Raw genomic sequence first — 26,988 nt, forward strand, 5'->3', positions numbered from 1 at the left:
CATGTGCCGACTCATCCTGGCCACCGGGCGGTTCGACGCGGGCGACATCCTGGACGCCGCCGTCGACATGAGCTGCGGCCGCACCGCCGACCACGACGGCCCGACGAACGTCCACCCCAACGGCTGGGGGGCGGTGTGGCGGCAGCACGACGCGCCGCACGGCATCGCCGTCCACCGCGACGTCCGACCGCTGGGCGAGAGCGCCGAGGACTCCCCGATCAGGGGGGTGGAGACGGACTTCCTCGCCGTCCACGCCCGGCACGCCACCCTGCCGCGCAACCAGGGCCTGCGCTGCACCCATCCGCTGGAGCGCGGCGGCGAGTACCCGTGGTACTTCATGCACAACGGGTTCCTGCCCACCGTCCACCAACTGCTGGGGATGGCGGAGTCGGAGTTCGACTCCGGCGAGTACTTCGACTACATCGTGCCACAGGGTGTTCAGGAGCTTGACGAGGCGTCAACTCTACGTCGACTGGCGGCCATTCCACCCGGTGGCAGCTCCGGCAACGCCATCGCGGTCAACCCGGACCACGCCTACGTCATCCACTGGACGACCCCGGGCACCGCGGCGCAGCGCTACTTCCGCATGCACACCGTCACCACCGAGCGGTTCCGGGTCGTCGCCTCCGAGGTGGTCCCGTCGCTGGCGCCGCCCGAGCGGTGGCAGCCGCTCGAACCCGGCCTCGTGCTGCGCGTCCCGCTCGCACCCGCCACCGACCCCGTACTCTCGTGAAGGAGAACACCATGGCGTCCGCCGAAACGTGGACCCGTGTCGTCGTCGACGACGCGGCCGTCAACCGCCCCGACCCCGCGCTCCTGGGCCGGCTGGCCCATGGCGAGACCGCCGTGGTCGTCCTGCGCGGCCTGCTGCCCGCCGAGGCGTTCGCGGTCAACCGCGACCGGATCGGCAAGCTGCTGGCCAACGCGTCCACCACGCAGTACGTCAACGGCGCGCTGACCACGGTCGGCCCCTACCTGGCGAAGTACCTGGACCGGGTCGAGGAGTACTACCCGGACGCGGAGGCCGCCATGGCGATGCTCGCCGGGGTGGACTTCGACCTGGACGCCCAGGTGCGCGGCGCGCTGCGGGAGGCGTTCTCCTTGCGTTCGCTGGAGCCGGCCGCCGAGCCGGACGGGCGCCGCTACTCCCCCTCGGTGGTGCGCATCCACGCGGACGGCGTGCGCAACCCGCTGCACAACGACAACATCATGCGCGACGCGGCCGGGAGCGGGATCGTCCTCGCCGACCAGGCCTTCCAACTAAGCTGCGTGGTGTGCCTCCAGGAGTGCGACGAGGGCGGCGAGTTGCGCATGTACCAGAAGGAGTGGAAGCCGGTGGACGAGGTGCACAAGATCCCCGGCGGCCTCGGTTACGACGAGGCCGTGGTGGAAGGCGTGGCGTGCCACGAATTCAAGCCGCGCACCGGGGACGTGTATCTGATAAACCCCACCCGCTATCACTCCATCGAGCGCGTGCACGGCTCGGACCGGCTCACCATGGGATTCTTCCTCGGCCTGGACGAGGGACTCGAAAAGGCGGTGGTATGGGGATGACAGTGCAGGACGAGGCGGCATCGGACCGGGTCTTCGACCGGCTGGTGGCGCTGCTGGACCGCAACGGCGCCGCGTACGAGGTGATCGAGCACGAGCCGGAGGGGCGTACCGACGTGGTCAGCCGATTGCGCGGCAACGCGCTGTCGCAGGCGGCCAAGTGCGTGGTGGCACGTGTGAAGGTGACCAAGAAGACCTCGCACTACGTGCTGGCCGTGGTGCCCGGGGACCGCAGGGTCGACCTGGGCCGGATCCGCGAGTTGTGGCAGGCCAAGCACGTCTCGTTCGTGGAACAGGAGACCGCCGAGCGGCTGTCGGGCTCGGTGAGCGGCTCCATCGTGCCGTTCTCGTTCGACCCGGCGGCGCTGGAACTGGTCGTCGACCCCGCGCTGCTGGAGCACCCGCGGATGTTCTTCAACGCCGGTGAGCTGCACCTGTCGCTGTCCCTCGACACCGGGGACTACGTGAAGGCGGCCTCCCCGCGGGTGGAGCGCATCGCCGAGGAAGCGGCGGCCTGACTCGCGGAACGCGTCGTGAGCGGGGCCGTGCCGTGGTGAACGGCGCGGCCCCGCTGGCGTCGGCCGGCTTCGGCTACGGCACGGCCGGGCGCGCCGCGGGCTTGGCGCGGTCGTCCACGAGGAGGCTGAAGACGTCAGGCCTCGCGTAGTGGCCGGTGGCGTCGAAGTCGAAGCGCGCGCGAGCGAGTTCGGCCAAGTCCAGCTCGGCGGTCAGGACGCCCTCGCCGTCCCGCAAGGGCCCGGCCAGCACCTCGCCCAGCGGTGAGACGATGACGCTGCCGCCGTCGATCAGCACCGTGCCCGGGTCGTCGCCCTGCACGGGATGGACGTCACCGGGCAGGTCGGAGCGCAGCAGGTACTGGCAGGCGCTGAGCACGAAGCAGCGGCCCTCGAGCGCCACGTGGGTCATCGTGGCCTGCCACACGGCGCGGTCGTCGACCGTGGGGGCGCACCACAGGTCGACGCCCTTGGCGTACATCGCCGTGCGGAACATCGGCATGTAGTTCTCCCAGCAGATCGCCGCGCCGAGCCGGACGTCGCCGGTGTCGACCGAGGGCATGGTGGAGCCGTCGCCGAAGCCCCAGATCAGCCGTTCCGCACCGGTCGGCATGAGCTTGCGGTGTTTGCCCAGGAGGGTGCCGTCGCGGCCGAGGAAGAGCGCGGTGCAGTACAGCGTGGCGCCGCCGCGCTCGACGGCCCCGACGACCAGGTGGATGCCCAACTCGGCGGCAAGATCGCCCAGTTCGGCGGTCTGCGGGCCGGGCACGTCGATCGCGGCGTCGTAGTAGCGGCGGTACTCCTCCCGGCCGGGCGCCGAGCGGGCGCCCACGGTGACGCCGAAGTCCAGGCCCTTGGGGTAGCCGCCGAGGAAGGCCTCCGGCAGGACGACGACCCGGGCCCCCGCGGCGGCCGCCTCCCGGACCAGTTCGCGGGCCTTGGCGAGACTGCGCGCGGTGTCGAACAGGTGGGAGCCGGCCTGGACGACGGCGGCGGTCAGCCGGGTCATCCGCGTCCCCGCAGCGCTTCGACCAGGGCGGTCGTGTCGGGTACCGGGACGCCGTGCCGCTCGGCCGCGCGCAGCACGGCGCCGCCGATCGCGTCGAGTTCGGTGGGGCGTCCCGCCTCGACGTCACGCTGCATCGAGGACTTCATGGTCTCGGGCACGCTGTCGAAGAACGCGACGACGGCGTCGGTGGTGACGGTGGCCCCCGCAGCCCGCGCCACAGCGGTCACCTCCTCGACGACGCCGAGCATCCGCTGCCGGTGCGTCGTGCGGACCTCGCCGACCGGCGTGCCGAAGTACGTGGTGAGCAGGGCGAACGGAGCGAGTACGGCCAGTTTGTCCCACAGTGCGGCCTTCTCGTCGCCGCCGATCACGACTTCGGCGCCGCCGCCGCGCAACGACTCGGCCAGCTCCGTCAGCGCGGCGGGCTCCGGAGTCGCGCAGGCGAGCCGCAGCGCGGTGAAGGGGGTGCCGTGCTCGATGACGCCCGGGGCGGTACGGGTCGACTCCACGCGGATCGTGGCACCGACCACATGGGCTCCGGGGTGGCGCTCGCGCAGGAGGTCCATGTGCTCGACGCCGTTGAGCAGCGGGACGATCACCGTGTCCGGGCCCACCAGTGCGGGCGGGACGCGCTCCATCGCGCTCGCCAGGGCGGTCTGCTTCACGGTGACCAGGACGACGTCCGGCGTCCCGCGCAGCACGGTGTCCGCCTCGACGGGCGTGGTGAAGTCCCCGTGCGCCGCGCTGTGCACGGTGATGCCGTCCTTGCGCAGCGCCTCGGCCGTGTCGTCACCGGCCAGGCACACCACCCGGTGCCCGGCCCGGGCCAGCAGGCCCGCCAGCAATCCCCCGACCCCGCCCGGGCCGAGCACCGCCACTGTCGCTGCCACCGTGTGTCCCTCCTGGGCTTCGCGGTCCTCCGTTCGGGCCCGCCGACGCCCCACCCTGCCACAACGCGGGGGCCCGGGTGGGGCGTTGGCGGATCATGGTCCGGTCGTTCGGGATCGGACCGTGGTGCGGTCGTTTCAGGGGCGGTGGGCCAGGGCGTGTACCAGGACCGCCGCGTCCACCGTGCCGAGACCGGTGGCCTGGTCGTAGCCGCGGGTGGCGGGGAATCCCGCGCTCCCGGTGCGCCCGGTGGTGACGTCCACCAGTCCGCTGTGGGCACGGCCCTGGAGCCGGTAGAGGTCGTCGTCGATCTGGCCGAGGCGGTGGCCTGCGGCCTGGTCGGCGAGCGCCACCACGGCGGCGAAGAGCGGGGACGCCTCGCTGGTGCCCGCGCCGTCGGCGGTCCAGCCGACGTTGGCGGGGTCGAAGCTGGAGTACATCCACATCGCGCCGTCGGTGGAGGCTGCCATGCTGATGTCAGGTGTCCCGCGGTGGGTGCCGACGACCGCGCGGACCGGGTCCTGGTAGGAGGGACGGGCGAAGACCTTGGACCGCTCGCCGCCACTGCCCGACCATGCGCTGTCCGGCGCGGTGCGTCGGCCCTGGTCGTTCAGGTGCAGTTCGGTGCCGCCGATCGCGGTGACCAGCGGGTCGCCGGCGGGCCAGGCCGCGTCGAGGCGCTTGGCGTCGCCGCCGCCGTCGCCGGAGCTGGCGGTGAGGGTGACGCCGTGCCGGGCGGCGTTGACGAACGCGTACCGCTGGGAGGTCAGCGCGGCGTAGTCGCCCTGGCTGAAGCCGGGGAACTGCGCCTCGCTGGTGGCCCAGCTCATCGAGACGACGTCACCGGTCCCCTGGTCGACCAGGTGGTTGATCGCGCTCATCATCTCCGGCACGCCGACGTCGCCCTCGGTCTCGGAGACCGCGGTCTCCACCAGCACGATGCGGGCGCCGGGCGCGACGGCGTGGGCGGCCTCCACGTCGAGGGTGGTCTCGCCGGCCCAGCCGGTCATGTCGGAGTTCTTGGGGTCGAACTTCGGCACGTCGCCCCACTTGACCACGTCGACCGTGGTGTTGGGCAGGCCCCACTGGTGGTCGAAGACGTCGAGGTCGTGCTGGATGGTCGGGGAGCCGTACGAGTCGGCGATCACGATGGTCCGGCCCCGGCCGGTGATCCCCTGCTTGTAGAGGGGGTCGAGGTCGTAGGCGGTGCGGTACTGAAGAGGGGAGTAGCAGCCCCGGGCGATCTGCTTGCGGCACTGGCTGGTGCTGACCGGCGCGGTGAACACCGGGTCGGAGTCCGCGGCGGAGGACGCCACGACCGCCGAGGGGTTCCGCACGGGGTGCGCGCCACCGGCGCCCGCGTGCGGCACGGGGGCGGGTGCCGTGGCGGCGCCCGCCTCGGCGGCCGGGAACAGACCCAGCGCGGCGCACAGCACGCCTGCCGCCATCAGCGGCAGGGATCTACCTCGTGAGGCCAGGTTCATGACAATCCCCACATTCCTCTCAACGGACGAACGACTCGATCACCGGCCGCCTCATCGCATCACATCCGCCACCGCCGCACCCGCCGCAATTCCGTCAACTTCCTCCGCACACACTCGATAGGCTCAGCTCGTGACCACGCCCTGGAACCCCGCCACGGCGGGCGTACTGCCGCTGCCGTCAGGACGGCTGGTCCGCGGGCGGGGCCTGCGCCGACCGCCGCCCGAAGGCCCTTCGCCCACGTTCGGTCTGTATCTCCTGGGGCACGAGCCACCCGCCACGGCGTGGGAGTCCCGCTGGATCAGATGGCCGGATTTCCGGTTGCCCTCCGACCGCGCGGCGGCCTCGCAAGCGCTGCGCGAGGCATGGGAGCGGGCCGTGACGGACCGCGTGGAGGTCGCCTGCGGCGGCGGACGGGGCCGCACCGGCACCGCGCTGGCCTGCCTCGCGATCCTGGACGGCGTACCGGCTCAGTGCGCGGTGGCGTACGTGCGGTCCCACTACTCCCGCCGCGCGGTCGAGACTCCGTGGCAGCGGCGGTACGTCGCGCGCTTCGGCGGAATCCCGACGTGACGGCGCCCACGGTGCCGGCCGCCCCCGCGCAGAGCGTGCGACCGCTCGAGCTCTTCTTCGACCTCGTCTTCGTCTTCGCGATCACCCAGATCGCCTCGACGCTCGCCGTGCGCCCGACCGGTCAGGGCCTGGCCAGGGTCACGGTGCTGCTCGCCATCACCTGGTGGATGTACGGCGGCTACGCCTGGCTCACCAACTCCCTCGACCTGGAACGCACCCGGCCCAGGCTGCTGCTGCTCACCGGCATGGCCGCGTTCTTCGTGATGTCCCTCGCGGTCCCGCGCGCGTTCGCACCCGGCCCCTGGGGCCTGGTCCTGGCGCTGGCCTACCTGGCCGTCGTCACGATCCACACCGTCGGCTTCCTGGGCACCTCGGGACGGCTCGGGATCTCCCGGCTCGGGCCGCTCAACGCGGCGAGCGCGCTGATCGTGGTGGCGGCGGGTGCCGGGCCCGTGCCGCAGCGGGTGTGGCTGCTCGGCGCCGCGTGCGTGTTGCAGGTGGTCTCCCCCTTCATCGCGGGCATCGGCGGGTTCACCGTCGGCGTGGGGCACTTCGTGGAACGGCACGGACTCGCCGTGATCATCCTGCTCGGCGAGTCCATCGCCGAGGTGGGCTCCGCGGCCACCTCCTCCGACCGGCTGCCGCCGGTGCTGCTGGGCTCCCTGCTCGCCCTGGCGCTGAGCGCCGCGATGTGGTGGCTGTACTTCGATCGCGAGGAACGCGACAGCGAACGGCTGCTGGAAGCGGTCCCGCCCAAGCGTCGCCCCCGGACGGCGCTGTACTCCTTCGGCTACGCGTACCTCGTGATGATCCTCGGCGTCGTCGTCGCCTCCGTCGGCATGCAGAAGGCCATCGACTCCTTCGGCGTGCCGTCGCACGGGCTCGCCGCGTGGTTCGTCCCGCTCGGGCTCGCGCTCTACCTTCTGGGCCTGGGCTGCTTCCGCCGCACGCTCTCGGACGGCTGGCCGGTGAGTCGCCTGCTGGGCGCGGCGGCGGTCTGCCTGGCGGGGCCGGCCGCCCTGTGGGGCGCGGGCTGGGCCGCCCTGGCGCTCGCCGCCGCGGTCCTGGTGTGCCTGTTGCTGGCCGACGCACGGACGGCGGGCCCGTCAGCAGCCGTCCCCAACCCCGGCAAGATGCCCGATTTGACCCAGTAAACAGCGTTAAGCGGGTTTATCGGCCCTCACCTTTCGCCACCCCGCGCGACTCCCGTGACCTTGAACATCGCGCACCCATTAGTCCGTTTCCTCCCGTCTGAGATGTGATGCCGGACATAGGACCCACGTCACTTACGAAGGGCTTTAGTGGGCTTACCTGGCCTTGACATCTCTGGGATTCCGGCCGGGAACGACGGCATGGGAATGCCCTCACCACTAGACGGCTTAGTAATGAGGGCAATTGTCTGGCGAAATTCCGGCGGCTAAGAATGTCCCCGCCGCAGCGCCCCGCTAAACGAATTGCGGGCTCTTTTGCCGAGGGAACCGGCAACTGCGGTCAGCCAACCCCGGAAGAGATCCGCTCCATGCCCATTTCTGCCTTCAACCGCCTCTCCAGGACCCGCCTGGCCGCCGTCGGCTCCGCCGTCGCCGCCGGTGCCGTCGCCCTGACCTGCGCGGTCGGGACCGGAACGGCCGAGGCCGCGACTCCCACCCCGACCACCTACACGGTCAAGGCGGGTGACACCCTCGCCTCCATCGCGAGGCACGAGCACGTCCCCGGCGGCTGGAAGACCCTGGCCGGTGCCAACCACATCGCCAGCCCCTACCTGATCAAGCCGGGCGAGGTGCTGAAGCTCTCCGCCACCGCGAAGACCACCGCGGCGAAGCCCGGCACGATCAACGCCACCACGGTCGCCGACACCACCTCGGCCGTCAGCTACCCGAACAACCTGGACGGGTGGATCCGCAACGCGCTGGCGATCATGCAGCAGAACGGCATCCCCGGCTCCTACGACGGCATCTACCGCAACATCATGCGTGAGTCGTCCGGCAACCCCAACGCCGTGAACAACTGGGACTCCAACGCCGCCGCGGGCACCCCGTCCGAGGGCCTGCTCCAGGTCATCCAGCCGACGTTCAACGCGTACCACGTCCCCGGTACGTCGTGGAACCTGACGGACCCGGTCGCCAACATCACCGCGGCCTGCAACTACGCGTACCACGTGTACGGCTCGATCGACAACGTCAACGGCCCGTACTAAACCGGCCTCAGCACACGGTCGTCGCCGCGGCGCGGCACCCTGCCCCCTCCCCCGGGCCGGGTGCCGCGCCGCGGCGATGACGTGCCGTCAACTCCCTTGCGGGACAACGCTGTCGGGCGACAGCCGGCGGCGCCTTGGCGCAGCCATGGGCGCGGCCGTCGGCGGTGTCCTGGTCGGCCGGGCCGGCGTTGTGGGTCGGGCTCGGGGCGGTCGCGTTCGACATGTTGCTCGCGATCCTGCTGACCAGCGCGGTGCGGCTGCGGATCGGGCGCCGGTGGTGGAAGGGGGTGCACTGGCTGGCCTACGCGGCGTGGCCGATCGCGCTCTTCCACGCCCTGGGAACCGGCACCGACACCAGGCTGCCACTCCAGCTCGCGCTCTACGCGGTATGCCTGGCCACGGTGGTACCGGCCATCTGGTGGCGGCTGCGGCACGGTGGTCCACAGCGCTTGGCCGGCCGCGTATGGGGAGTGGTGGCAAGCCTGGCCGTCCCGTTGATGCTCGTGGCATTCGCCGCCGCCGGTCCGCTGCGCGGCGGCTGGGCCAAGCGCGCGGACTCCCTTCCCCACACGCCCGGCCAGAGCCGCACCGCGCACTCCGTTCCGACGTCGAACGCCCAGGGAGGCGAGCAGTGACCGACGAATCGACCAGTACCCTCGCTCCCTCCCGGCGCCCGGCGACCGGGCCGTACGGCAACCGGCTGCTGCACGGCTGGTTCGCCTCCGGGCGGCCTGACGGCCGGCGTGAGCATCTGGAGCGGTACGGGGCCTGCCCCCGGGGTGGGCCCGCTGTGCTGCGGGATGTCGAGACGTCCGGGCTCACCGGGCGCGGCGGCGCCGGCTTTCCCACCGGCCGCAAGATGCGCACCGTCGCGCGGGGCCGCCGCCGGGCCGTCGTGATCGCCAACGGTATGGGGAGCGAACCGGCGGCCCGTAAGGACTCCACCTTGATGGAGCTGGCGCCGCACCTCGTACTCGACGGCGCCGTGGTGGCGGCGGAGTCCGTCGGCGCCGACACGGTCCACCTGTGCCTGCCGCGCACCCGCGGCGACCTGGTCGCCACGCTGGAGGCAGCGGTCCACGAGCGCGACGACCGGGTGGCCGTGCGCGTCCACGCGCTCCCTCACCATTACGTGTCGAGCGAGGAGACCGCGCTGGTCTCCTGGCTCAACGGCGGGCAGGCGAAACCGATGTCCGTGCCACCCCGGCCGTTCGAGGCGGGCGTCGGCGGGCGTCCGACGCTCGTCGACAACGTCGTGACCCTGGCACACGTGGCACTGATCGCCCGGTACGGGCCTGAGTGGTTCCGCTCGACGGGCCGTCACGACGCGCCCGGCACGGCCCTGCTGACCCTTTCGGGCGCCATCCGTACGCCCGGGGTGTACGAGGCCGCGATGGGGTCCACGATCGGCTCCCTGCTGGAGAGGGCAGGTGGACCGCTCGGTGCACCCGGTGCCGTGCTGCTCGGCGGCTTCTTCGGGAGCTGGCTGCCCGCCACCGAGGTCCTGGACGTGCCGTACGCGGCGGCGGACCTGGCCGGAATCGGGGCCGGGCCGGGTGCGGGGGTCATCTGTGTCGTTCCCCGCGACGCGTGTGGACTCGCCGAGACCGCGGCCGTACTGGGCTTTTTGGCCGGCCAAAGCGCCCGGCAGTGCGGCCCGTGCTTCCTGGGGCTGCCCGCGGTCGCCGAGGACTTCGCACGTCTGGCACACACTGGTACGAACCAGGAGTCGGTGGAACGGCTGGAGCGCAGGGTGGGGCTGCTCGCGGGCAGGGGGGCGTGCCGCCACCCGGACGGCGCGGGGCGGCTCGCCGCGTCCGCGCTGCGCGTCTTCGCCGACGACGTGCGCCACCACCAGCGCTTCGGTCCCTGCCCGCATGCCCACGGCCCGTCGTTCGTCGACGTGCCCGCGGTGGAGGTGCCGTCGGACGAGGAGTGGCGATGAGCCGTCGGCAGACGCGTTCATGGACCTTGCGGATCGACCGCATCGCCTGTGAGGGCCACGGCCTGTGCGCCGAGTTGTTCCCGGAAGGGGTGGAGCTGGACGAGTGGGGCTACCCGGTGGTGCCGGATCCCGCGGTTCTCGACGACCGCCTCGCACACGCCAAACGGGCGGTGGCCGGCTGCCCGGCCCTCGCGCTGCGGCTCGACCGGAACTGAATCCCGCGCCGCGCCGGCCGGATCAGAGCTCTGGAACCTCAGGTCCCGGTGCGGCGCGGTCCAGGGCCCTGCTGCTCTCGGTGGCTGTCCGGCCTGGGCAGGGTGAGGCGCACGGTGAGTCCGCCTCCAGGGGTCGGCAGCAGCTCGGCGGTGCCGCCGTTTGCGGTGACGAGCCGGTGGACGATGGCCAGTCCCAGACCGGTCCCGGCCGCCTGCGGGTTCCCGAACCGCCGGAACGCGCCCTCCCGCGCCTGCGCGCTCATGCCCGGCCCGTCGTCGACGACACGCAGCACGACGGAGTCGTGCTGCCGCGCACCGTCGATCCGCACGGTGCTCCCGGCCGGCACGGCGTCGAGGCTGTTGGCGACCAGGTTGTCCAGCACCTGCTCCAGATCGCCGGGGCCGAGATAGGCGGACAGGCGGGCGGGAATCCGCGCGATCAGGGTCACGCCCCGTTCGCGGGCGACGGGCTCCCAGGCCCGTACGCGCTCCGCCGCCACCTCGTCGACCCTGACCGGTACCGGCCTCGGGGAGGCGTTCTCGGCGCGCGCGACCGCGAGCAGGCCGTCGACCAGCCGTGACAGCCGGGCGATCTCCTCCTGTGCCCTTCCCAGCTCCTCCGCGGTCGCCTGGTCGGCACCGGTGGCGAGCAGGTCGAGCCGCAGACGCAGCGCCGCGAGCGGGGTGCGCAACTGATGGGAGACGTCGGCGACGACGGCCCGGTGCCCGTGCACCAGCGCCTCGGTGCGCGCGGCCATGGTGTTGAAGGCCGCCGCGAGCTGCCGAATCTCTGGCGGTCCGCTGACCTGGGGCGCTCTGGCGTCCAAAGAGCCCTCGCCGAGCCGGCGGGCCGAGGCCGCCACCTCGCGGACCGGTCGGCCGACCCAGCGGCCGAGCAGCACCGACACCCCGACAGCGGCGGCCAGTCCGCCGGTCGCGATCAGCCCCAGCCGCAGCCACATGTCGTCGATGCGGTCATCGAGCGGATCCGCGGAGCGGCTGAGAACGGCGACGCCCACGGTGTCGTCCGTCTCGCCGACGGGGACCGCGGTGGTGAGCCACTGGTCGTCCTCGACCACCCGGGTGCCCGGATGCCGCAGGACGGCGCGGACCAGGAAGGCTCCGTCGCCGTCGGCCACATCGGCACAGCGGGTGGTGAGCACCACCGCCCCGTTGGTGTCGTACACCGTCGCGCAGTCCCCCCGCCGTCCGGCCGCCGTCACCAGTTGCGCGGCCTCCGCGGCGGAGTGGTGGTCGGAGAGGTGCTCCTCGGCCGCGGCGGAGATCGCCCTGGCGTCGTCCGTCACCTCGTCGCGGAAGGCCATCCGTTCCCGCTGGGCCATCGACAGTCCCAGCGGGACCACGGCGAGGACGAGGACCAGGGTCAGGAGCGCCAGTACGCTGAACGTGATGCGACGGGTCATCAGACCCTCACACGCCTCGCACCGGGCCTGTCGTGCGGCGCGTTCCCGCGGCTCATTCGGCGGGCCCCAGCCGGAAACCGCGTCCGTACACCGTCTCGATCAGCCCCGGGGACCCGAGTTTGCGCCGCAGTGCCGCCATGTGGACGTCCAGCACCTTGGTGGGCCCGTACCAGTGGGCGTCCCAGGCGCGTTCCAGGATCTCCTGCCGGGTCACCACGCGTCCGGGATCGGTGACCAGGCACTGGAGGATGTCGAACTCCTTGGGCGTCAACGGGATCTCCCGGCCGGCGAACTCCACCTTGTGCATGCGCACGTCGACGGCGAGGGATCCGTGGACGAGGACTTCCGGTCCCTGCGGCCGGGTGCGACGCAGTACGGCGCGCACTCGCGCCAGCAGTTCCGCCAGGCCGAACGGCTTGACCAGGTAGTCGTCCGCCCCCTCGTCCAGCGCCACGACCCGGTCCCCCTCCTCGCCCCGTGCCGTCACCACGATGATCGCCACATCCGACCTGCGCCGCAGCAGTCGGCACACCTCGATGCCATCGATGTCGGGAAGCCCGAGGTCCAGCAGGACCACGTCCGGCCGCGGTGCGGCAGCCAGAGCGGCGCGTCCACTGGCCACACTCCGGGCCTCGTAGCCGGCGGCGTCAAGGCCGCGCACCAGCGAATCGGCGATGCCCGCGTCGTCCTCGACGATCAGTACCCGCAGCACGCCGCGATCCTGCTCATCCACCACCAGCTCATCCTAGGCGCGGGCTTCGGCAGATGGCGGAGCACCGGCGAAGCCCATGGCGACCTTGTAGCGATCCAGGTGGGGGTCCTCCTACCGGATGCTTGAGGCAACTTCGGTACCGGAACACGCCGCGCTCGTGGCTGACGGTGGCCAACCAGTTGCTAAGCCGTCATGGGGCGACACACCCAAACTCGCAAGCGTGGTCAGTTGGGCACGGGACGCCGAGAGCGGCCGAATCTCCGACCTGGACGGCTCATACCGAACCATGGTGGACCTCCGACTCAGGTCACCGGTCGTGATCCAGCCGCAGGTCGAGGAAGTGCGCCGAGCAGGAGATGCACGGGTCGTGGTTGCGGATGATCCGCTCGCACAACGTGGTCAACTCGGACTGCGGCGGCTCCCGCCCGTCCAGCGCGGCGGTCACCTGCCGGCGTAGGTCCTCCTCGATCGCCCCGAGATTCTGAGCGGTCGGCGGGACGATGTCGGCCGCCGTGACCGTGCCGTCGCCGTCGAGTGTGTAGCGGTGGTACAGCAGGCCGCGTGGTGCCTCCGTGGCGCCATGACCGGTCGCGGCCCGCGGCGTGGCCGGCACGTACGGGCGCCCGGGAGGCTCGTAGCCCTCGATGATGCGCAGCGCCTCCTCCACCGCGTACAGCACCTCGACCGCACGCACGATGATGGATCGGTACGGGTTCCGGCAGATCTGCCCGCGTGCCGGATCGCCCAGCCCGGCCTCGGCGGCCATCTGCCGGGCGAGAGGCGACAGGCGGTCTCCGCTGATGGCGTACCGGGCCAGCGGACCGGTCAGGTGGTGTTCGCCGTCGAGCCGGGAGTGCAGTGCCGTCGACCCGGGCACCTGCTGTTCCACGACCCGCTGCGGGAACGCCTCCAAGGGGAAGGATTGGAGGTGCGCCGTCCGTCGTGCCGTGTCGGCGGCCATGACCGTCGGGGTGCCCGCGTCGATGGCGTAGCGGTCCGGCTCCGCAAGCGCCAGGAAGGCGTTCGGGCAGTGGGCCTCGGGGAAGTCGAAGCCCGCGACCCATCGCACCGTGTCCACCGCGTCGTCCAGGGCCTGCCTCAACAGCTCGGTCAGTGACCGCATTTCACCGCCGGCCGGGGTGCGGTGGAAGCCGCCGAGGCGTGCGTTGACCGGGTGGATGGCACGTCCTCCCAGCGCCTCGACGATGGCGTTCCCGGCGCGCTTCAGGCGCAGCCCGCGCTTCACCGCGGCCGGATCGACCCCGCCGAAGCCGTCCGGGGTCCCCAGGAAGTCGGGAGCGTGCAGTAGCTGGATGTGCAGGACGTGGCTCTCGATCCATTCCCCGCAGTACAACAAGCGGCGCAAGGAGGCCAGTTGGCCGCCAACCGTTACCTCGCAGGCGTTCTCGACGGCCCGGCAGGCGCTCATCTGGTAGGCGACCGGGCAGATCCCGCAGATCCGGGAGGTCAGGTCCGGCGGCTCGGTGCACCCGCGGCCGCGCAGGAATGCCTCGAAGAAGCGCGGCGGTTCGTACACGGAGAGCCGGGCCTGCTGCACCTCCCGCCCGCGCATCCTCAGGGTCAGTCCGCTCTCGCCCTCCACCCGCGTGAGCGAGGCGACGCGCAGGTACCTCACACGGGAGTCGCTCACCGGCCGGCCTCCTCGTCCGCGACCGCGTCGAACTCGGGCGCGGCGGTGTTGAACGTGCGCAAGGTCCGCACGATGTCCACCGTCTCCATGCCGTCCCGGCGCAGAAGCGGGACGAACGCGGGGAAGTTGGTCGAGTCGGAGGGACCGAAGCACCCGTAGCAGCCGCGCCCGAACGTGGGACACAGCGCACCGCACCCGGCGTGGGTCACCGGGCCCAGACAGGGAGTGCCGTGTGCCACCGTGACGCACACCGTGCCGCGTCGCTTGCACTCGAAACACACGCTGTGCGACGGGACGTCCGGGGAGCGGCCGGCCAGGTAGGCGGTGATGACCTCGATGAGCTGACCGCGGTCGATGGGGCACCCGCGCAGTTCCAGGTCGACCGGTACGTGCGCGCTCACGGGGGTGGAGGTGGCCAGCGTCTCGATGTACTCGGGGCTGGCGTAGACGACCGACAGGAACTCGGCGACCTCCGCGTGGTTGCGCAGTGCCTGGACGCCGCCGGCCGTCGCGCACGCGCCGATGGTGACCAGTCGGCGCGAGACCTGTCTGATCCGTCCGATCCGTTCGACGTCGTGGGCCGTGGTGATGGAGCCCTCGACCAGCGACAGGTCGTAGGGACCGTCCTCCGGTGCGGAGGAGGCCTCCAGGAAGTAGGAGATCCGCACCCGCCCCGCGATGTCGAGGAGTTCGCCCTCGCAGTCGAGCAGCGTCAGCTGGCAGCCGTCGCAGGAGGCGAACTTCCAGACGGCCAGCGACGGCCGGTACTCGTCGGGCATCTTCACAGCTCTCTCAGGGCCATCAACGGAGCGGCGGTGGGCCAGTCGACGACGGGGCCGTCCCGGCACAGCAGCAGTGGACCGAGCTGGCAGTGACCGCAGTGCCCGGTGGCACAGTGCATGGTCCGTTCCAACGACACCTGGACCCTCTCAGCGGACACCCCCCGGTCGACCAGCTCGCGGGCGGTCGCCCGGATCATCACTTCCGGCCCGCACACGAACGCCGTTGTGCGCGCCGGTTCGAACCGGGCGCGTGGCAGCAGGGCCGTCACGACACCGACGTCGCCTTGCCACGATGGTGCGGGGCGGTCGACGGTGACGAACACACGGGCCCCGGCTTCCTGCCACCGAACCGTCTCCTCCGCGTAGAGCACGTCGTCCGGAGTGCGGGCACCGATCAGCACGTTGAGCGTCCCGAAAGCGCCACGGCGCTCCAGCGCGGCGCGCACCACCGGACGCAACGGGGCAAGTCCGATACCCCCTGCCATCATTAGCAGATCGCCCCCCGTGGCCCGCTCCAGGTCCCATGCCGTGCCGAACGGGCCACGTACGCCCACGAATTCGCCTGGCCGGGTGTTCCGCAGCGCTGTCGACACCGCCCCCACCGCCCGCACCGTGTGGGTGAGCCGGTCACCGTCGATCTCGCTCACGGAGATCGGTGCGTCGCCGACGCTGAACGCGTACAGCATGGCGAACTGCCCCGGTGCGAAGCCCGAGACCGCCCCGTCCACGGGTTCCAGCACGAGGGATGCGATGTCCCGGCCCTCGTCACGGGCGCGCACCACGCGGTACACCACGGGAGCGGAGGCCGCCACCACCCCGGCCGTCACGGCGTCCCCGGGCCGGAGCCAAGCCCCGATGCCTTCCCCGGCGACGAGGGGGGCGCGTACAGGTCGAGCAGCCGGGTCCGGGTGGCGCGTAGCCGCCTGCCCAGCACGGTGGAGGCGACGCAGCGGACGACGGACAGTCCGAACCGCGGGTCGGCGTCGACGGCGTCGCGTACTCGCCTGGCGTCGAACTCGTACGTCTCCACCGAGCCACGTGCCCGAGCGCCCAGGTGCCACCGGTACGGCTCGAACAGCCAGGACCAGCCCACGAGTTCACCGTCGCCGAGGGTCTCCACGATCTCACCGCCCCGCCCCGGCACGTGGGTCTCCAGGGCGACGGTGCCCGATCGGACGACCCAGAAGCGGTCCGCGGGCCCGCCCTCCTCGAACAGCCATGTGCCGTCGGACACCCGCGTTTCGCGGGCGTAGCCGAGCAGCCGGTCACGGTCCTCGGTGGGCAACCGCTCCAGCAGGCCCCCGGTGGCGCGCGTCACGGGTGGTCCCCCAGACTGTGCGGCGCGGGGGGAGCGTGGCGTTCCCGCTCCAGCGCGTGCGCCTCCTCGGTGATGTCGATGCCGACCGGGCACCACACGATGCACCGCCCGCAGCCAACACAGCCAGAGGTGTCGAACTGGTCGTGCCAGGTGCCGAGCTTGTGCGTCGCCCACTGCCGGTAACGGCTCAGACCGGACGAGCGCACTGGGCCGGCCGACAGATGGCTGAACTCCAGGTCGAAGCAGGATTCCCACCGGCGCCATCGCTCGGTGTGCTCCCCCGTCAGGTCGGTGACCTCCTCCGCGCTGGTGCAGAAGCACGTCGGACACACCATGGTGCAGTTCCCGCAGGTCAGGCACCGCCCCGCGACGTCGTTCCAACGATCCGCCTCGAGGGTCTCCGCCATGAGGTCCCGCAGGTCCACGGCGGGCATGGTGCGGCCCATGCGGTCGGCCGCCGCCTCGACCGCGCGCTGTGCCGCCTGCTGAGTGGAGACGTCGGCCTCCCGACGGGGAAGCCGTGCGAGGACCGATTCCCCTTCAAGACTGCCGGCCCGTGCGAGAAAGCGGTGCCCGTGTGCGTCCACCACTTCCGTCAGCGCCAGGTCGTACCCGGGGCCCGCGGCGGGGCCGGCATCCATGGAGACGCAGAAGCAGGTGGCCCCGGGCTCCGTGCATTCCACCGCCACCAGGAAGGCCGCTCGGCGGCGCCGCGCGTAACGGGAGTCGGCGAAGCGTCCGCCGTCCAGGACCCGGTCCTGCACCGCGATCGCCCGCAGGTCGCAGGGACGGACACCGAGGAACGCGTAGGCCACGGGAGGCGGCTCGTCCGGGACGACCACGATGCCGCCGTCCGCTGTCCGGTCGGCGGACCACTCGCGCTCCCGCTGCGGGTGCAGGAACGCCTTCCACGACTGCGGTCCCGCGCTGTGTGCGAAAGCCGCTCCGTCCTCACGCCGTCGCAGCCGGTAGTGCCCGGCCTCCAGTTCGACGCCCCAGCCGTACGGCAGATCGGCCCCGCCGGACAAGGGGGCCAGCACGATCGCCCCGTCGCGTGCGGTCGGTCCGATCACCGTGCGGCCGCCGTCGGCGAGCAAGCGGATCAGGCGGTCGACGCCGTCCGTACCGAGCACGCAGACCTGTGACGACGTTTGCGTCATGCGGGAGTTCCCTCGTGGTCCCTGAGCGACGGCGGGCGCCTTCGTGCCAGCGAGTATGGTGGCTCCCACGGCTCACCCGATGCGCTCGCCCCGTGTCACTCGGAGAATTACCTCGAACGTACCCGCGGGCCGGGGATGCGCGGCGGGAGATCAGGTCGTGACGTCCGCCGGCGGCCGACGCGGTGTGGCAGCGCCCTCGGGGCCGTAACCGAGGCGCATGATCATCTGGACGTAGGCTGGCCCCGCGTCCGCATCGCGCAGGGCCCACCGCAGGTCGTGCCATTCGAGTGCCTGGTAGAAGAAGGACGCGCGCACCCGCTCCCGCGTCGCGAGCAGCAGGACGTGCTCCAGGGCCTGGCCGGCGCGCAGCCAGTCCTGCGGCTGGTCGTCCCCGGTGGCCAGCACGGCCAGGTGAGGCAACTGCTCGAACTCCTCGGGAGGCATGTGCCCGGGCGGCAGCAACGCTCCGAAGTCCCGCACCGGCACGTGGCCTTGGGCGTCCTGCGGGCCGAGCGCGGCCCGCGGCATCCCGAGGGTGCCCTGAGCCCGGACCCAGGCACGGCTCTCGGCACGACGGCGCGGGTCGTTCACGTTGCGCCGCTCGGCCTCGGCGGTCAGCCGCATCAGCCGCCGTACCCCGTCCGGCCCAGGCCACATCAGCACTGCTCCGTCTGCCCTGGCCGCTTCCGTGAGCCGCGTGACCAGTGCGTGGGGAAGAGCGCGGGCCTCGAAAGGGCGGCGGCTGGTGTGCCGGTGCCAGATCGCCTCGTAGAGCTCGTCCTCGGAACCCGGCGGCCCCGACTCCTCACCGAGCAGGTGAACAGTGGCGAGGAGTTCGGGCTCGGTCCGGTCCGGGAACAGCGTGACCTTCGGTGTCCAGCCGGCATGGCAGGCGGCCACCGTCAGGTTCTTGAGCGCCGCCCCGACCGACACGTGGAGCGCGCGCCCGCGCGGGTCGGTCTGCCGCAGACCACGCTCCGCGTCCGCTCGCACGTGCACGGTGCCGGTGCTCTGGTCGAACCCGAACCGCCACGGCTGGGTGTTGTGTATCGACGGTGCGGCCACCGCGGCGCGGATGAGCCCCTCGAACGTCGCCGCGTCGAGTTCGGTGGGACGGTCCATGTCCTTCCACCTCCTGGGCTGGGGGAGGACGGCTTCGCTCTCAAGGGTCGGCCGCCCCGCCGACCAGAGGTAGGGCCGAAGAGGCCAGAGGTCTGGGCGGGCCTACGGCCCACGTGCTGCCCGGCGAAGTATCTCAGCGGTCGGCGACAGGAGCCGGCCCCATCGACTGCCAGGTTGACTGCCTGTATCAGGCTGAGCCTGCACCGCGGCCGTCGCGTCTCATGCCGGCCGGGTGCCCCTCAGTGTCAGCGTGCCTGGGGCCACGAAGGACGCGGACAGTCCGCGTGGTTGTTCAGGCGGTGAGTGAGCCTTTTCAGCGTTGCCTCTCCGGGGTGAGGATCGCGGCGGCGATGTCTGTGATGCGGTTCGGGCTGCAGCGGCTCCGATGGAAGATGCGCCGGGACTTCGGGCGGGGCGACGCCTCGTTCGACAGGAGCGCGGGCCTGGGCGAGTGCCCGGTTCAGCGTCCGTTGGGAGTGACAGTTCACCGTTGGGGCGGCGGCGGATGGCGGTGGTGACCCAGGAGCCGGCGCCGGTGTAGGCGTGGTCGGAGACGATCGGGACTCCCTGGTGTTCGCAGATTCGGGTGATGTGGTGGGCGGGTGCGGTGGTCAGATCGTGAGCGTGGCCCGGCAGGGTCGGCGAGAGCCACAGCAGCCGGCCTTGAGGATCGGTCACGACCTGCACGTTCACGCCGTGGCGTCGGTGCTTGTGGGAGTAATCGGCGCGTTTGTCGCTCAGGCGGTCGCACTCACTGAGGGTGCCGTCCAGTGCCGAAGCGCAGGTGGCTGGTCGCGCTCCGGGTGAGCGCCAGGTCGTCCGGCTTCGGCCAGCGTGCTGGGTCACGGTTGGTGGCGCGGACGGCGACCGGGGCCGGCTCACCTGCCGGGATCTGGACTCCGCCAAGCGTGACGGCGTCCAGACCCCCTTGCGCCCCCTCACGAGCACGGCGGGCGCGTCCCGTTGGCCGGTTTGATTGGATGACCGGGTGACGAACGCGGAGAATCTCGGGCTGACCATACTCGTCCTGTCCGTGGTGGTGATGCTGGCCGCGTTGTCGAACCGTGTCAGCGAACGGCTGCGGGTGCCCGCCCCGTTCATCTTCCTGGTCTGCTCGGCGGCGGCGTCCGACGCCCTGCCGGTGCTGAACCGGCGCGTGCCGGTGTCCCTGGTCGAGCAGGTGGTCACGGTGGCGTTGGTCGTGGTGCTCTTCGACGGTGGTCTCGGTATCGGGTGGCGGCGGTTCCGCGGAGCGGTCGCCCCGATCGTGACCCTGGGCGTCGTGGGGACCGTGCTGACGACGGGCGCGGTGGCACTGCTTTCCCATTACGTGTGCGACCTGGGCTGGCGCACCTCGCTGGTGCTCGGTGCGGCGCTCGCGCCCACGGATCCGGCGGTGGTCTTCTCGGTACTGGGGCGGCGCGAGGTCACCGGCCGGACGGGAACGGTGCTGGAGGGCGAGTCCGGAGCGAACGACCCTGTCGGCATCTCCTTGATGGTGGCGCTGCTGGGCGCCAGCGGGAGCGTCGGTCAGCAGGCCGGGCATGTCGTGGTGACCTTCGCCGAGCAGATGGCCGTCGGCGTGGCGGTCGGAGTGGGCGGCGGCTTCGCCCTGTTGTGGTTCATGCGCAAGGTGTCCCTGCCCGCGGCGGGTCTGCACCCGGTGCGCGCTCTGGCCGGCGCCATGGCCATCTACGGGGTGGCGACCGTCGCGCACGGCTCGGGCTTCCTCGCCGTGCTGGTGGCCGGAGTGCTCATCGGGGACGCGACGATGCCGTACCGGCTGGAGGTCCGGCAGGTCTTCGGCGCACTCTCCAGTCTCGCGGAGATCGTGGTGTTCATCGCCCTCGGGCTGACGGTCGGTCTGCGCACCCTCGCGGACGGGTGGGCCTGGCTGATCGGACTGATCCTCGCGGTCCTGCTGGCCGTGGTCGTCCGGCCGCTGCTCGTCGGGCCGCTGCTGCTGCCGGTGCGGATGCGCGCGGGGGAGCGCGGTTTCGTCCTGTGGGCGGGACTGAAGGGCGCCGTGCCGATTCTGCTGGGAGCGTTCGCCATCACCTCCGGCGTTCCCGACGCCAAGCGGATCTACGAGATCATCTTCATGGTCGTCGCCTTCTCCGTGCTCGTCCAGGGCGGCTCCGTCGGCTGGGCCGCGCGGAAGCTGGGCGTGCCGATGCGCACCACGCCCTCGACACCATGGACCTTCGGCGTCCGCCTTCCCCACGAGCCCAGCAGCACCCTGCACGTCGTCGAGGCCGGGTCCGACGCGGACGGCGCGACCTTGGAGGACCTCGTCATCAACGGTGACATGTGGGTCAGCGCCGCGCTAAGGGGTGGGCATCTGCTGCCCATGGCACCCGACACGGTCGTACGTGCGGGGGACGAGGTGCTGCTCCTGCGGCGGCCCGCGGAGCCGGACGAGCCCCAGGACCCGCCGCGCGCCTGAGTCGCACCAGGGCCGTGTCGAAGGCGAGCGGGCCGCCTGCGAGGAGGCCACGTGTCCGTGCGGCGCCCGTTCCGGAAATGGCCGCCGGGGCAGAGCTTTGCGCAGTGCAAAGACGGGTAGACGCCAGTCGTGGGCCCGGGGAAGGCTCCGCCGGGCCGGCTTCTGATCGAAGAGCACGAAGAACGGAGGCCACGCAGATGTTCCACCATTCCGGACGAGTACCGCAGTCCCGACCACGGACGGAGATCGACAGGCGCGATCAGCTCCGACTTCTGGGCGAGATCAGCACGGGCGGCACGACGGCTCTGCTGCGGGTCCTGCGCCGTGCGAGCGGTGCGCAGGACCCTGCGGCCGCGAACATCCGGCTCTCCTCGTTGCTCCGGGCTCTGCCCGGGATGGGTGCGCTGGCGGCGCACGAAATACTCAATGCGGCGGGTGTCAGCGAGCATCAGCGCGTCGCGGACCTGCGACCGGGGCAACTGGCGGTCCTGATGCGGGCGCTCGACTCTCCGCCGCGGTCCGCGCCGTCGCATCGCGGTTCGGCTCGCGGTTCCGCTACCGTCCCGGAACGTCGGACGAGGTGAGCGGCGTCGGCGTGGTCCCGCTCGCCCTCAGACGGGTGCGGCTGCTCGTCCTTCGATTGCGGAGGCGCCGCCCGCACGTTCAGGGCCCCGGTCCGGGAGTGGCAGCTGCTCCCGCCGGCCCGGCCAGCAACATCGAACTGCGCTGCACACCAACTCCGGGTCCGCGCCGATCATCCCTACCAGTGCGGTGGCACTCGCCGGCGGGTACCGTGCGGCCCGGCAGCCCCTGATCGATCGCCGGCGTGATCGATTGGGACGAGTACGGACGTTGAAGAGTCAACCTGAACCACCGGGTCGCCACCCGGCCCGACCTCCCCGGCGGCCTGTAGGCGCAGAACGCAGAGCTGCACCCGTGGGGTCGGCGCACCCCGCCTCGGTCTCGATGCCCACCGGGCCACTGCCATCCTCAACGCCGTCGCCGCCCCGCACCGTTCACCCCATCCGACCCGGGCCAGGACGGCGGGCCGGGTGCCGCCGAACACGCACTGGGCCAGCGTCCCGAAGAACCGTGACCCAGTAGCGGCCGCTGCGAGGCTGTTCTTCTTTGGGCCTCCCCTGACCGGGAGCATCACGGGTCCGGTGACGCCCTGCCGTGTGGCGAAGATTGTCCTGGATACCAACCAGCTGGAATGTGTCCAACCGCCTCCCGACCAGGGCTGGCCATGCTGCGCGGGATCGCGCGAGAGACCAGGCATGTGATGGTGCCGCCCGCGGCTTCGCGGGAGGTCTTGTCAGCGGGTGGCGGCCTTGCGGGTCCGGGCCAGGGCCCCGGGGCCCGGCATGACGGCGTTTCCACCGGTGATGGCGAAGAACTTGTCCAGACCCGGGACGCACACCGCGACCGTGCACACCCCGTTGGGCTCGGTGTGCGGGGTGCGTGCGTAGGCGCGCAGGCCTCGCGCGGCCAGCGCGGTAACCAGGGCGTCGAGATGGCCCGCGGGGGTGGTGGGGGGCGGTGGGGGGGGTGAAGCGCACCCGCTCGGCCGTGGCGAGGTGGGGGTCGACATCGGCACGGCCGGCAGCCAGGAGGCGAGGGTATCGGGCCTGGGGAGTGCGATCGCGCGGGGGCGGACTCCCGGCGGTGACCTGGGCGAGTTCGTCCAGGGCGCGGCCGGCGGCGTGTTCGGCGCTCAGCGAGGCCCCGAAACCATGGACGGCGTGGTCGCCGTGGGGTGAGGTGTAGGCGCAGAAGGCGGGGACGGCCAGGTCGGTGGTCATGTCGATCAGGTGCACGGGGCGCCCGGCCGCGGCGGCGGCACGCTGTGCTCGGTGGGTCACAGGGGCGGGCAGCGACGCGGGGTCGACCAGGCGCACGGGTGCGGGGCGGGGGTGAGGAGGAAGCCGTCCTCACCCTCCACCTGACCTGCTCAAACCGAGGATGAAAACAGCTCAGTGAGAGATGGTTCGGGCGCTGGGCCCGAGTGTACTTCCTCGGCCTCACCGCCCGGGTCATTGGCCCGTCTCACAAGCTTTCGACGTTGTCGGTAACGGTGGAGGTCGGGGTGTGGAGGATGGCGTCGAAGGCCTCAAGGATGGGGGTGTGGAGGTATGCGCTTTGGATCCGGATGCGGTCGGGGCCCGGGGCAAGGTCGGCGTTTCCATGGGCCTCGCGCGGGCGTGCCTGGTGGAGATCGGCGATACTGAGCCCGAGTTCGGCGTCGGCGAATGCGGCTTCGATGCTTCCCGGCTCGGCCGGATCCAGCGCGGTGGCGTCGATGGTGAAGCCGAAGGGTGTGTTCTCGTCGCGGGGCATGTCCGCGGTATGTCCGGTGGCGCTCGTCAGACCGATGGCGAAGTAGTCATCGCCGAGCGCGCGGTGCAGGTGCTGCCCCATGGGGAGTCCCGTGAGCCGGCCGTTGAAGGCCACCGGTGTCTTCTGGATGTGGGCGTTGTGAGCCGCCAGCACGACGCGGGTCCCGGGTTCGAGGCGCTCCATGTGCCACAGGACCGACTCGGCCATGTAGACGTCGCGGGCCGAGGTGTCGGCGGTCAGCCCTTTGCCCGCGAAGAGGTCGGCCATGGCGCGGAAGGTGTAGTCGGCGTGGCAAGCGCCTTCGAGACGGCGCACGGCGATGTCGTTGCTGTGCTGGTCGCCGCGGGAGACGTACAGCGGTTCGACGGAGCGGAACCGGATGAGCAGGCGCGTCAGGGTCGCACTGAGGGCGTCCTGTTCTGCGGTGGCAAGGCGCGCCCACGCGGGCGCGGCGACGGCTGCGGAGCCACCGGCGAACGATTCGGCGATCCGCATCGCCTCCTGGACGACCGGCAGGGATTCGGGATCGATCCGGCGCAGGTAGTCGGCCACCGGGGCCAGGGCGGGAATCAAGGACCCACCGGCCGCCGGGATGTCGACGCCTGCGAAGCGCACCGGTGTTGCGGCGGTGCGGTTGTGCCGACGTATCCAGCGCAGCGGCTCGCCGACTCCCACGGGGACCGTCCCGGCGAGGTGCGTCGACAGGTCGTCGTCCGTCCCCTCACCCTGGGCCCACGCATCAAGGGGGAAGCCTTCGCTGAAGCCGTACTCGAAGGCCAGGACGGTGAATCCGCAGCGCTCGGCCAGGAACCGCAGGATGCGCTCGCGCATGGATGCGAACTCGTTGATGAAGTGGGAACTTTCACCGATCGCGACGACACGTGCGTCGCCGATGATGTCACGCAGCGGCTCCAGATCGTCGAGCGGTGCCTCGGGGGCGAGGTGATCGAGGGCGACGGCGTGGGTGCGAAGCCAGTCGGCGAACGGGTTGTGGTGGGGCGAAGCAGGCATGTTGACAGCTCGATTCTTGGTGCTGGCATGGAGGATCGCGGATCGGGGAGCGGGTCACCGCGAAGGTCGTCCTGGGCCGGGTTCGTTCAATGGCCCGTGGCGCTGCTGGGCGTTGGGGCCTGAGGTGCCTTTTCCGCGATGACCAGCTTTTCCGGTCCGTAGTGGTACAGCACGTTGCGGGTCTCGAAGGCGGCCGGGTCATCGGCGTCCTCGTAGTACGAGAGGTCTCCGACCTCGATAGGAGGCGAGGTGATCGGCGGTTTCAGCAGCGCCACCCGCGGCTGTTCGGGCATCGGGTGCACGATGGTCGGGTCGGCGGGAGCAGGCGGCACCACGAATTTCGTCCTTCCTGAGGGGTGTCTGCGGGTCCGGAGGTCCTCAGCACGTGGCGGCGGATGTCTCCGTCGCCTGTAAGGCCAGATGGGCGCCCCGCCAGTACCGACGTAGCCGGCGGTCATGGCTGACGATGACGAGCGTGCCGTTGTACCCGGTCAGAGCGGTTTCCAGCTCCTCGGCGAGTGCGGGCGAGAGATGGTGGGTGGGTTCGTCGAGCAACAGGATGTCCGACGGCGCACTGAGCAACCCCGCCAGAGCCAGACGCTGCAACTGCCCGGTGGACACCTGGCCGACAGGTATCGCGAGCTGGTCGCGGTCGAACAGGCCGAGAGACAGCAGTTGTGCGGTGTGTTCGGCGGCCTCTCCTGTCCGCCCACGAGCGAAGGCGGCCAGCACGGTCTCGGCCGGTTCCCCGGGTCGCGGCTCTCGGGGGAGGTAGCCGATCGTCCCGCGGCAGGTGACGCTTCCGCTGTCGGGGGTGACTTGCCCGATCCGTTCTCACCGGTGATCCCGGTGCGCTCGCCCGCGGCGAGCGAGCAGGTCACCGAGTCAAGAACGAGCCTGCCGTTGAAGGACTTGCTGACGGCGAGTGCAGTGATCTGTGTAGGCATGCAGGCGCTCCAAAGCATTCGAGAACGAGGTGGCCGTCGAGGGGTGCGCGGCCGGGCGAACGCCTTGGAAGGGCATCGATCACTCCACTAGTGCGACAACTGTTGCGTTAACAGCTTGCCATAACGACGACGCCCCGAGCAAAGGTATTCAGGGATGACTGCCGCAGACCCAGTACCGCAAGGCACCCGTCCGCTGCCCACCCGCCGCCGGCCCGGGGGCCGCACCGGCCGTATTCGTCTCGGCGGGCCGGTCGCACCGACGGCTCCGCCTCACCGCCGCGCGTGCGCCACAGGGCTGACGCGCCCCGTGGGCGTATCGCTTCGTCGCCCTGGCGGGACATACTGGTCGTCGTGCGGGTGGCGATCATGACGGCTGGTTCGCGGGGTGACGTGGCCCCGTACACGGGGCTGGGGCACGGGCTGACGCGTGCCGGGCACGAAGTGACGGTCGTGACGCACGACCGGTTCGGGCCGATGGTGCGTGCGGCCGGTGTCGCCTTCCACGCGGTGCCGGTCGACCCGCGTGCCGAACTCGCCTCGCAGGCCGGTCGGCGGCTGCACCGGGCTCGCAACTCCGCGGGAAAGCTGGCCCGTTTGCTGGCCATGGTCCGCCCGCTGGTCGGCGAGCTGGCCCAGGCCCTCCTCACGGCCGCGGAAGGAAGCGAGCTGCTCCTGCTCAACGGCGCGGTGGCGCCGCTCGGCCAGGTGATCGCCGAAGGCCTCGGCGTGCCGAGCGCCGGCGTCTACCTGCAACCCCTCGCCCCTACACGGCAGTTCGCGCCGCCGGTCATCGGCGCGGGCTCCTGGGGCGGCCCGGCCAACCGGTTCGCCGCGGTCGCGGTGAACGCGGGACTCGATCTGGTCTTCGCCGGCGCCTGCCGCACCTTGCGTGCCCAACTGGGGCTTCCCCACCGCCGCCCCCGCACCCAGCGGTCGCGCCTGGATCGGGCGGACTGGCCGGTCCTGCACGGCTTCAGCCCCCACGTACTGCCGCGGCCCGCCGACTGGCGGCCGGGTCTGGAGGTGACGGGCTACTGGTGGCCGCACGAGGCGCCCGGCGCCCAACTACCCGGCGCGGTAAGGGAATTCCTGGACGCGGGTCCGGCGCCGGTGTTCGTAGGCCTCGGCAGCGCGACGGTCCCCGACCCTGAGGCGTTGAGCGCCACCGTGGTGCGCGCCCTGCGTTCAGCGGGCCTGCGCGGTGTGATCCAGCGCGGCTGGAGCGGTCTGGACGCCGACGGTGACGACATGCTGGTGATCGACGACGTGCCGCACGGGCTGCTCTTCCCACGGATGGCGGCAGTCGTCCATCACGCCGGAGCGGGCACCACCGCCGCCGGCCTTCGAGCCGGAGTGCCCGCGGTCCCGGTGCCCGTCCAGTTCGACGCCGCCTTCTGGGCGCGGCGTCTGACGACCCTGGGAGTGGCGCCCCGGGCGATCCCGCTGCGCACGCTGACCGCCGACGCCCTCGCCACGGCCCTGCGCCAGGCCACGACCGAGCCCCGTCACTCCCGCCAGGCCCGCGCCCTCGCCGACCTGCTCCGGGCCGAGGACGGCGTCCAGCCCGTCCGTCGGACCGTCGAGCGCCTCACGTCGGGTGAGAGCCCGCCCCGCCTTCCTCGGGGCGGTGAGCGCCACGCTCCGTGACCGGGGGGGGCGGACGAAATCGGCTGTCGTGGAGGCCGGAACGAGCGCGGACTCGT

Annotated in this window: 24 protein-coding genes and 3 pseudogenes; 11 read left to right on the plus strand and 16 right to left on the minus strand. The window is 71.7% G+C overall.

Annotated elements, in window-relative coordinates:
- Nucleotide 1: 1 nt before the first annotated feature.
- The 3 genes from CK485_RS06995 to CK485_RS07005 are packed head-to-tail and all read left to right on the plus strand — an operon-like array spanning nucleotide 2 to nucleotide 2,069.
- Complete coding sequence (locus CK485_RS06995; protein ID WP_109448103.1) at nucleotides 2–733, plus strand: hypothetical protein; 732 nt, start codon at nucleotides 2–4, stop codon at nucleotides 731–733.
- A gap of 11 nt (nucleotides 734–744) precedes the next feature.
- Nucleotides 745–1,554, plus strand: coding sequence for a hypothetical protein (locus CK485_RS07000; RefSeq protein WP_146214494.1), 810 nt, complete (start codon nucleotides 745–747; stop codon nucleotides 1,552–1,554).
- The gene (locus CK485_RS07005) at nucleotides 1,545–2,069 is read left to right on the plus strand and encodes a YbaK/EbsC family protein (protein WP_241968188.1); all 525 of its coding nucleotides are present in this window, start codon (nucleotides 1,545–1,547) and stop codon (nucleotides 2,067–2,069) included. The genes CK485_RS07000 and CK485_RS07005 overlap by 10 nt, the downstream gene beginning before the upstream one ends.
- 73 nt (nucleotides 2,070–2,142) lie before the next feature.
- On the opposite strand, the gene CK485_RS07010 is transcribed toward CK485_RS07005, so the two are convergent.
- From CK485_RS07010 to CK485_RS07020, 3 genes are all read right to left on the minus strand, one after another.
- The gene (locus CK485_RS07010) at nucleotides 2,143–3,075 is read right to left on the minus strand and encodes a nitrilase-related carbon-nitrogen hydrolase (protein ID WP_109448109.1); all 933 of its coding nucleotides are present in this window, start codon (nucleotides 3,073–3,075) and stop codon (nucleotides 2,143–2,145) included.
- Nucleotides 3,072–3,965, minus strand: coding sequence for a 2-dehydropantoate 2-reductase (locus CK485_RS07015; protein WP_241968189.1), 894 nt, complete (start codon nucleotides 3,963–3,965; stop codon nucleotides 3,072–3,074). Before CK485_RS07015 ends, CK485_RS07010 begins: the two co-directional genes overlap by 4 nt.
- A gap of 135 nt (nucleotides 3,966–4,100) precedes the next feature.
- On the minus strand, nucleotides 4,101–5,447 hold the full coding sequence (locus CK485_RS07020; protein ID WP_241968190.1) for a S53 family peptidase: 1,347 nt from the start codon (nucleotides 5,445–5,447) through the stop codon (nucleotides 4,101–4,103).
- A gap of 130 nt (nucleotides 5,448–5,577) precedes the next feature.
- Between CK485_RS07020 and CK485_RS07025 the strand changes: the two genes are divergently transcribed.
- The 6 genes from CK485_RS07025 (at nucleotide 5,578) to CK485_RS07045 (ending at nucleotide 10,375) form a co-directional block, all read left to right on the plus strand.
- Nucleotides 5,578–6,018, plus strand: a complete 441-nt coding sequence (locus CK485_RS07025; RefSeq protein WP_109448115.1) for a protein-tyrosine phosphatase family protein — start codon at nucleotides 5,578–5,580, stop codon at nucleotides 6,016–6,018.
- Entirely contained in the window at nucleotides 6,015–7,172 is a 1,158-nt protein-coding gene (locus CK485_RS07030) for a low temperature requirement protein A (protein WP_158288177.1), read from the plus strand. Before CK485_RS07025 ends, CK485_RS07030 begins: the two co-directional genes overlap by 4 nt.
- 365 nt (nucleotides 7,173–7,537) lie before the next feature.
- Entirely contained in the window at nucleotides 7,538–8,215 is a 678-nt protein-coding gene (locus tag CK485_RS07035) for a LysM peptidoglycan-binding domain-containing protein (RefSeq protein WP_109448119.1), read from the plus strand.
- A gap of 221 nt (nucleotides 8,216–8,436) precedes the next feature.
- The gene (locus CK485_RS28695; protein ID WP_158288178.1) at nucleotides 8,437–8,850 is read left to right on the plus strand and encodes a hypothetical protein; all 414 of its coding nucleotides are present in this window, start codon (nucleotides 8,437–8,439) and stop codon (nucleotides 8,848–8,850) included.
- Complete coding sequence (locus CK485_RS07040) at nucleotides 8,847–10,160, plus strand: NADH-ubiquinone oxidoreductase-F iron-sulfur binding region domain-containing protein (RefSeq protein ID WP_158288179.1); 1,314 nt, start codon at nucleotides 8,847–8,849, stop codon at nucleotides 10,158–10,160. The genes CK485_RS28695 and CK485_RS07040 overlap by 4 nt, the downstream gene beginning before the upstream one ends.
- Entirely contained in the window at nucleotides 10,157–10,375 is a 219-nt protein-coding gene (locus CK485_RS07045) for a ferredoxin (RefSeq protein WP_109448123.1), read from the plus strand. Before CK485_RS07040 ends, CK485_RS07045 begins: the two co-directional genes overlap by 4 nt.
- 38 nt (nucleotides 10,376–10,413) lie before the next feature.
- Here the strand turns inward: CK485_RS07045 and CK485_RS07050 are convergent, their stop codons facing one another.
- The 9 genes and pseudogenes from CK485_RS07050 to CK485_RS07090 form a co-directional block, all read right to left on the minus strand.
- A complete protein-coding gene (locus CK485_RS07050) occupies nucleotides 10,414–11,799 on the minus strand; it encodes a HAMP domain-containing sensor histidine kinase (protein ID WP_109448125.1) in 1,386 nt (461 codons plus the stop codon).
- 52 nt (nucleotides 11,800–11,851) lie between these two features.
- Nucleotides 11,852–12,535 carry a response regulator transcription factor gene (locus tag CK485_RS07055; RefSeq protein WP_342673466.1) on the minus strand — a complete coding sequence of 228 codons (684 nt, stop codon included), beginning with the start codon at nucleotides 12,533–12,535 and terminating at the stop codon, nucleotides 11,852–11,854.
- Nucleotides 12,536–12,818: 283 nt separating this feature from the next.
- The gene (locus CK485_RS07060; protein WP_241968191.1) at nucleotides 12,819–14,162 is read right to left on the minus strand and encodes a nickel-dependent hydrogenase large subunit; all 1,344 of its coding nucleotides are present in this window, start codon (nucleotides 14,160–14,162) and stop codon (nucleotides 12,819–12,821) included.
- Nucleotides 14,159–14,941, minus strand: a complete 783-nt coding sequence (locus CK485_RS07065; RefSeq protein WP_109448526.1) for an oxidoreductase — start codon at nucleotides 14,939–14,941, stop codon at nucleotides 14,159–14,161. Before CK485_RS07065 ends, CK485_RS07060 begins: the two co-directional genes overlap by 4 nt.
- Nucleotides 14,942–14,943: 2 nt before the next feature.
- Complete coding sequence (locus CK485_RS07070) at nucleotides 14,944–15,771, minus strand: FAD/NAD(P)-binding protein (RefSeq protein WP_241968192.1); 828 nt, start codon at nucleotides 15,769–15,771, stop codon at nucleotides 14,944–14,946.
- Nucleotides 15,768–16,262: a cyclic nucleotide-binding domain-containing protein gene (locus CK485_RS07075; RefSeq protein WP_241968193.1), complete on the minus strand. Its 495-nt coding sequence runs from the start codon at nucleotides 16,260–16,262 to the stop codon at nucleotides 15,768–15,770. Before CK485_RS07075 ends, CK485_RS07070 begins: the two co-directional genes overlap by 4 nt.
- A complete protein-coding gene (locus CK485_RS07080; RefSeq protein WP_109448127.1) occupies nucleotides 16,259–17,422 on the minus strand; it encodes a 4Fe-4S dicluster domain-containing protein in 1,164 nt (387 codons plus the stop codon). The genes CK485_RS07075 and CK485_RS07080 overlap by 4 nt, the downstream gene beginning before the upstream one ends.
- A gap of 150 nt (nucleotides 17,423–17,572) precedes the next feature.
- On the minus strand, nucleotides 17,573–18,544 hold the full coding sequence (locus tag CK485_RS07085) for a hypothetical protein (protein ID WP_109448129.1): 972 nt from the start codon (nucleotides 18,542–18,544) through the stop codon (nucleotides 17,573–17,575).
- Nucleotides 18,545–18,857: 313 nt separating this feature from the next.
- A pseudogene (locus tag CK485_RS07090) lies at nucleotides 18,858–19,315 on the minus strand (transposase family protein); the annotation flags it as partial.
- A gap of 217 nt (nucleotides 19,316–19,532) precedes the next feature.
- Between CK485_RS07090 and CK485_RS07095 the strand changes: the two are divergent.
- Nucleotides 19,533–20,990 carry a potassium/proton antiporter gene (locus CK485_RS07095; RefSeq protein ID WP_109448131.1) on the plus strand — a complete coding sequence of 486 codons (1,458 nt, stop codon included), beginning with the start codon at nucleotides 19,533–19,535 and terminating at the stop codon, nucleotides 20,988–20,990.
- 1,315 nt (nucleotides 20,991–22,305) lie between these two features.
- On the opposite strand, the gene CK485_RS29435 is transcribed toward CK485_RS07095, so the two are convergent.
- The 4 genes and pseudogenes from CK485_RS29435 to CK485_RS07115 all read right to left on the minus strand — a co-directional run.
- The gene (locus CK485_RS29435; RefSeq protein WP_241968194.1) at nucleotides 22,306–22,587 is read right to left on the minus strand and encodes a hypothetical protein; all 282 of its coding nucleotides are present in this window, start codon (nucleotides 22,585–22,587) and stop codon (nucleotides 22,306–22,308) included.
- 449 nt (nucleotides 22,588–23,036) lie between these two features.
- Nucleotides 23,037–24,338, minus strand: a complete 1,302-nt coding sequence (locus CK485_RS07105; protein WP_109448135.1) for an erythromycin esterase family protein — start codon at nucleotides 24,336–24,338, stop codon at nucleotides 23,037–23,039.
- 131 nt (nucleotides 24,339–24,469) lie between these two features.
- A pseudogene (locus CK485_RS07110) lies at nucleotides 24,470–24,670 on the minus strand (antibiotic acetyltransferase); the annotation flags it as partial.
- A gap of 46 nt (nucleotides 24,671–24,716) precedes the next feature.
- A pseudogene (locus CK485_RS07115) lies at nucleotides 24,717–25,222 on the minus strand (ATP-binding cassette domain-containing protein); the annotation flags it as partial.
- A 414-nt stretch (nucleotides 25,223–25,636) separates the two neighbouring features.
- Here CK485_RS07115 and CK485_RS07120 point away from each other — a divergent pair.
- Entirely contained in the window at nucleotides 25,637–26,932 is a 1,296-nt protein-coding gene (locus CK485_RS07120; RefSeq protein WP_342673467.1) for a glycosyltransferase, read from the plus strand.
- Nucleotides 26,933–26,988 lie beyond the last annotated feature (56 nt).

It is taken from the genome of Streptomyces sp. ICBB 8177, assembly GCF_003144095.1.
In the GTDB taxonomy this organism is placed as follows: Bacteria; Actinomycetota; Actinomycetes; order Streptomycetales; family Streptomycetaceae; genus Streptantibioticus_D.

Bases quoted from the DNA above. Each gene is read 5' to 3' on its own strand.
- CK485_RS06995 (WP_109448103.1), top strand. From the start codon at position 2: ATGTGCCGACTCATCCTGGCCACCGGGCGGTTCGACGCGGGCGACATC.
- CK485_RS07010 (WP_109448109.1), bottom strand. From the start codon at position 3,075: ATGACCCGGCTGACCGCCGCCGTCGTCCAGGCCGGCTCCCACCTGTTC.
- CK485_RS07005 (WP_241968188.1), top strand. From the start codon at position 1,545: ATGGGGATGACAGTGCAGGACGAGGCGGCATCGGACCGGGTCTTCGAC.
- CK485_RS07050 (WP_109448125.1), bottom strand. From the start codon at position 11,799: ATGACCCGTCGCATCACGTTCAGCGTACTGGCGCTCCTGACCCTGGTC.
- CK485_RS07080 (WP_109448127.1), bottom strand. From the start codon at position 17,422: ATGACGCAAACGTCGTCACAGGTCTGCGTGCTCGGTACGGACGGCGTC.
- CK485_RS07020 (WP_241968190.1), bottom strand. From the start codon at position 5,447: ATGAACCTGGCCTCACGAGGTAGATCCCTGCCGCTGATGGCGGCAGGC.
- CK485_RS07065 (WP_109448526.1), bottom strand. From the start codon at position 14,941: ATGCCCGACGAGTACCGGCCGTCGCTGGCCGTCTGGAAGTTCGCCTCC.
- CK485_RS07085 (WP_109448129.1), bottom strand. From the start codon at position 18,544: ATGGACCGTCCCACCGAACTCGACGCGGCGACGTTCGAGGGGCTCATC.
- CK485_RS07035 (WP_109448119.1), top strand. From the start codon at position 7,538: ATGCCCATTTCTGCCTTCAACCGCCTCTCCAGGACCCGCCTGGCCGCC.
- CK485_RS07000 (WP_146214494.1), top strand. From the start codon at position 745: ATGGCGTCCGCCGAAACGTGGACCCGTGTCGTCGTCGACGACGCGGCC.
- CK485_RS28695 (WP_158288178.1), top strand. From the start codon at position 8,437: ATGTTGCTCGCGATCCTGCTGACCAGCGCGGTGCGGCTGCGGATCGGG.
- CK485_RS07045 (WP_109448123.1), top strand. From the start codon at position 10,157: ATGAGCCGTCGGCAGACGCGTTCATGGACCTTGCGGATCGACCGCATC.
- CK485_RS07105 (WP_109448135.1), bottom strand. From the start codon at position 24,338: ATGCCTGCTTCGCCCCACCACAACCCGTTCGCCGACTGGCTTCGCACC.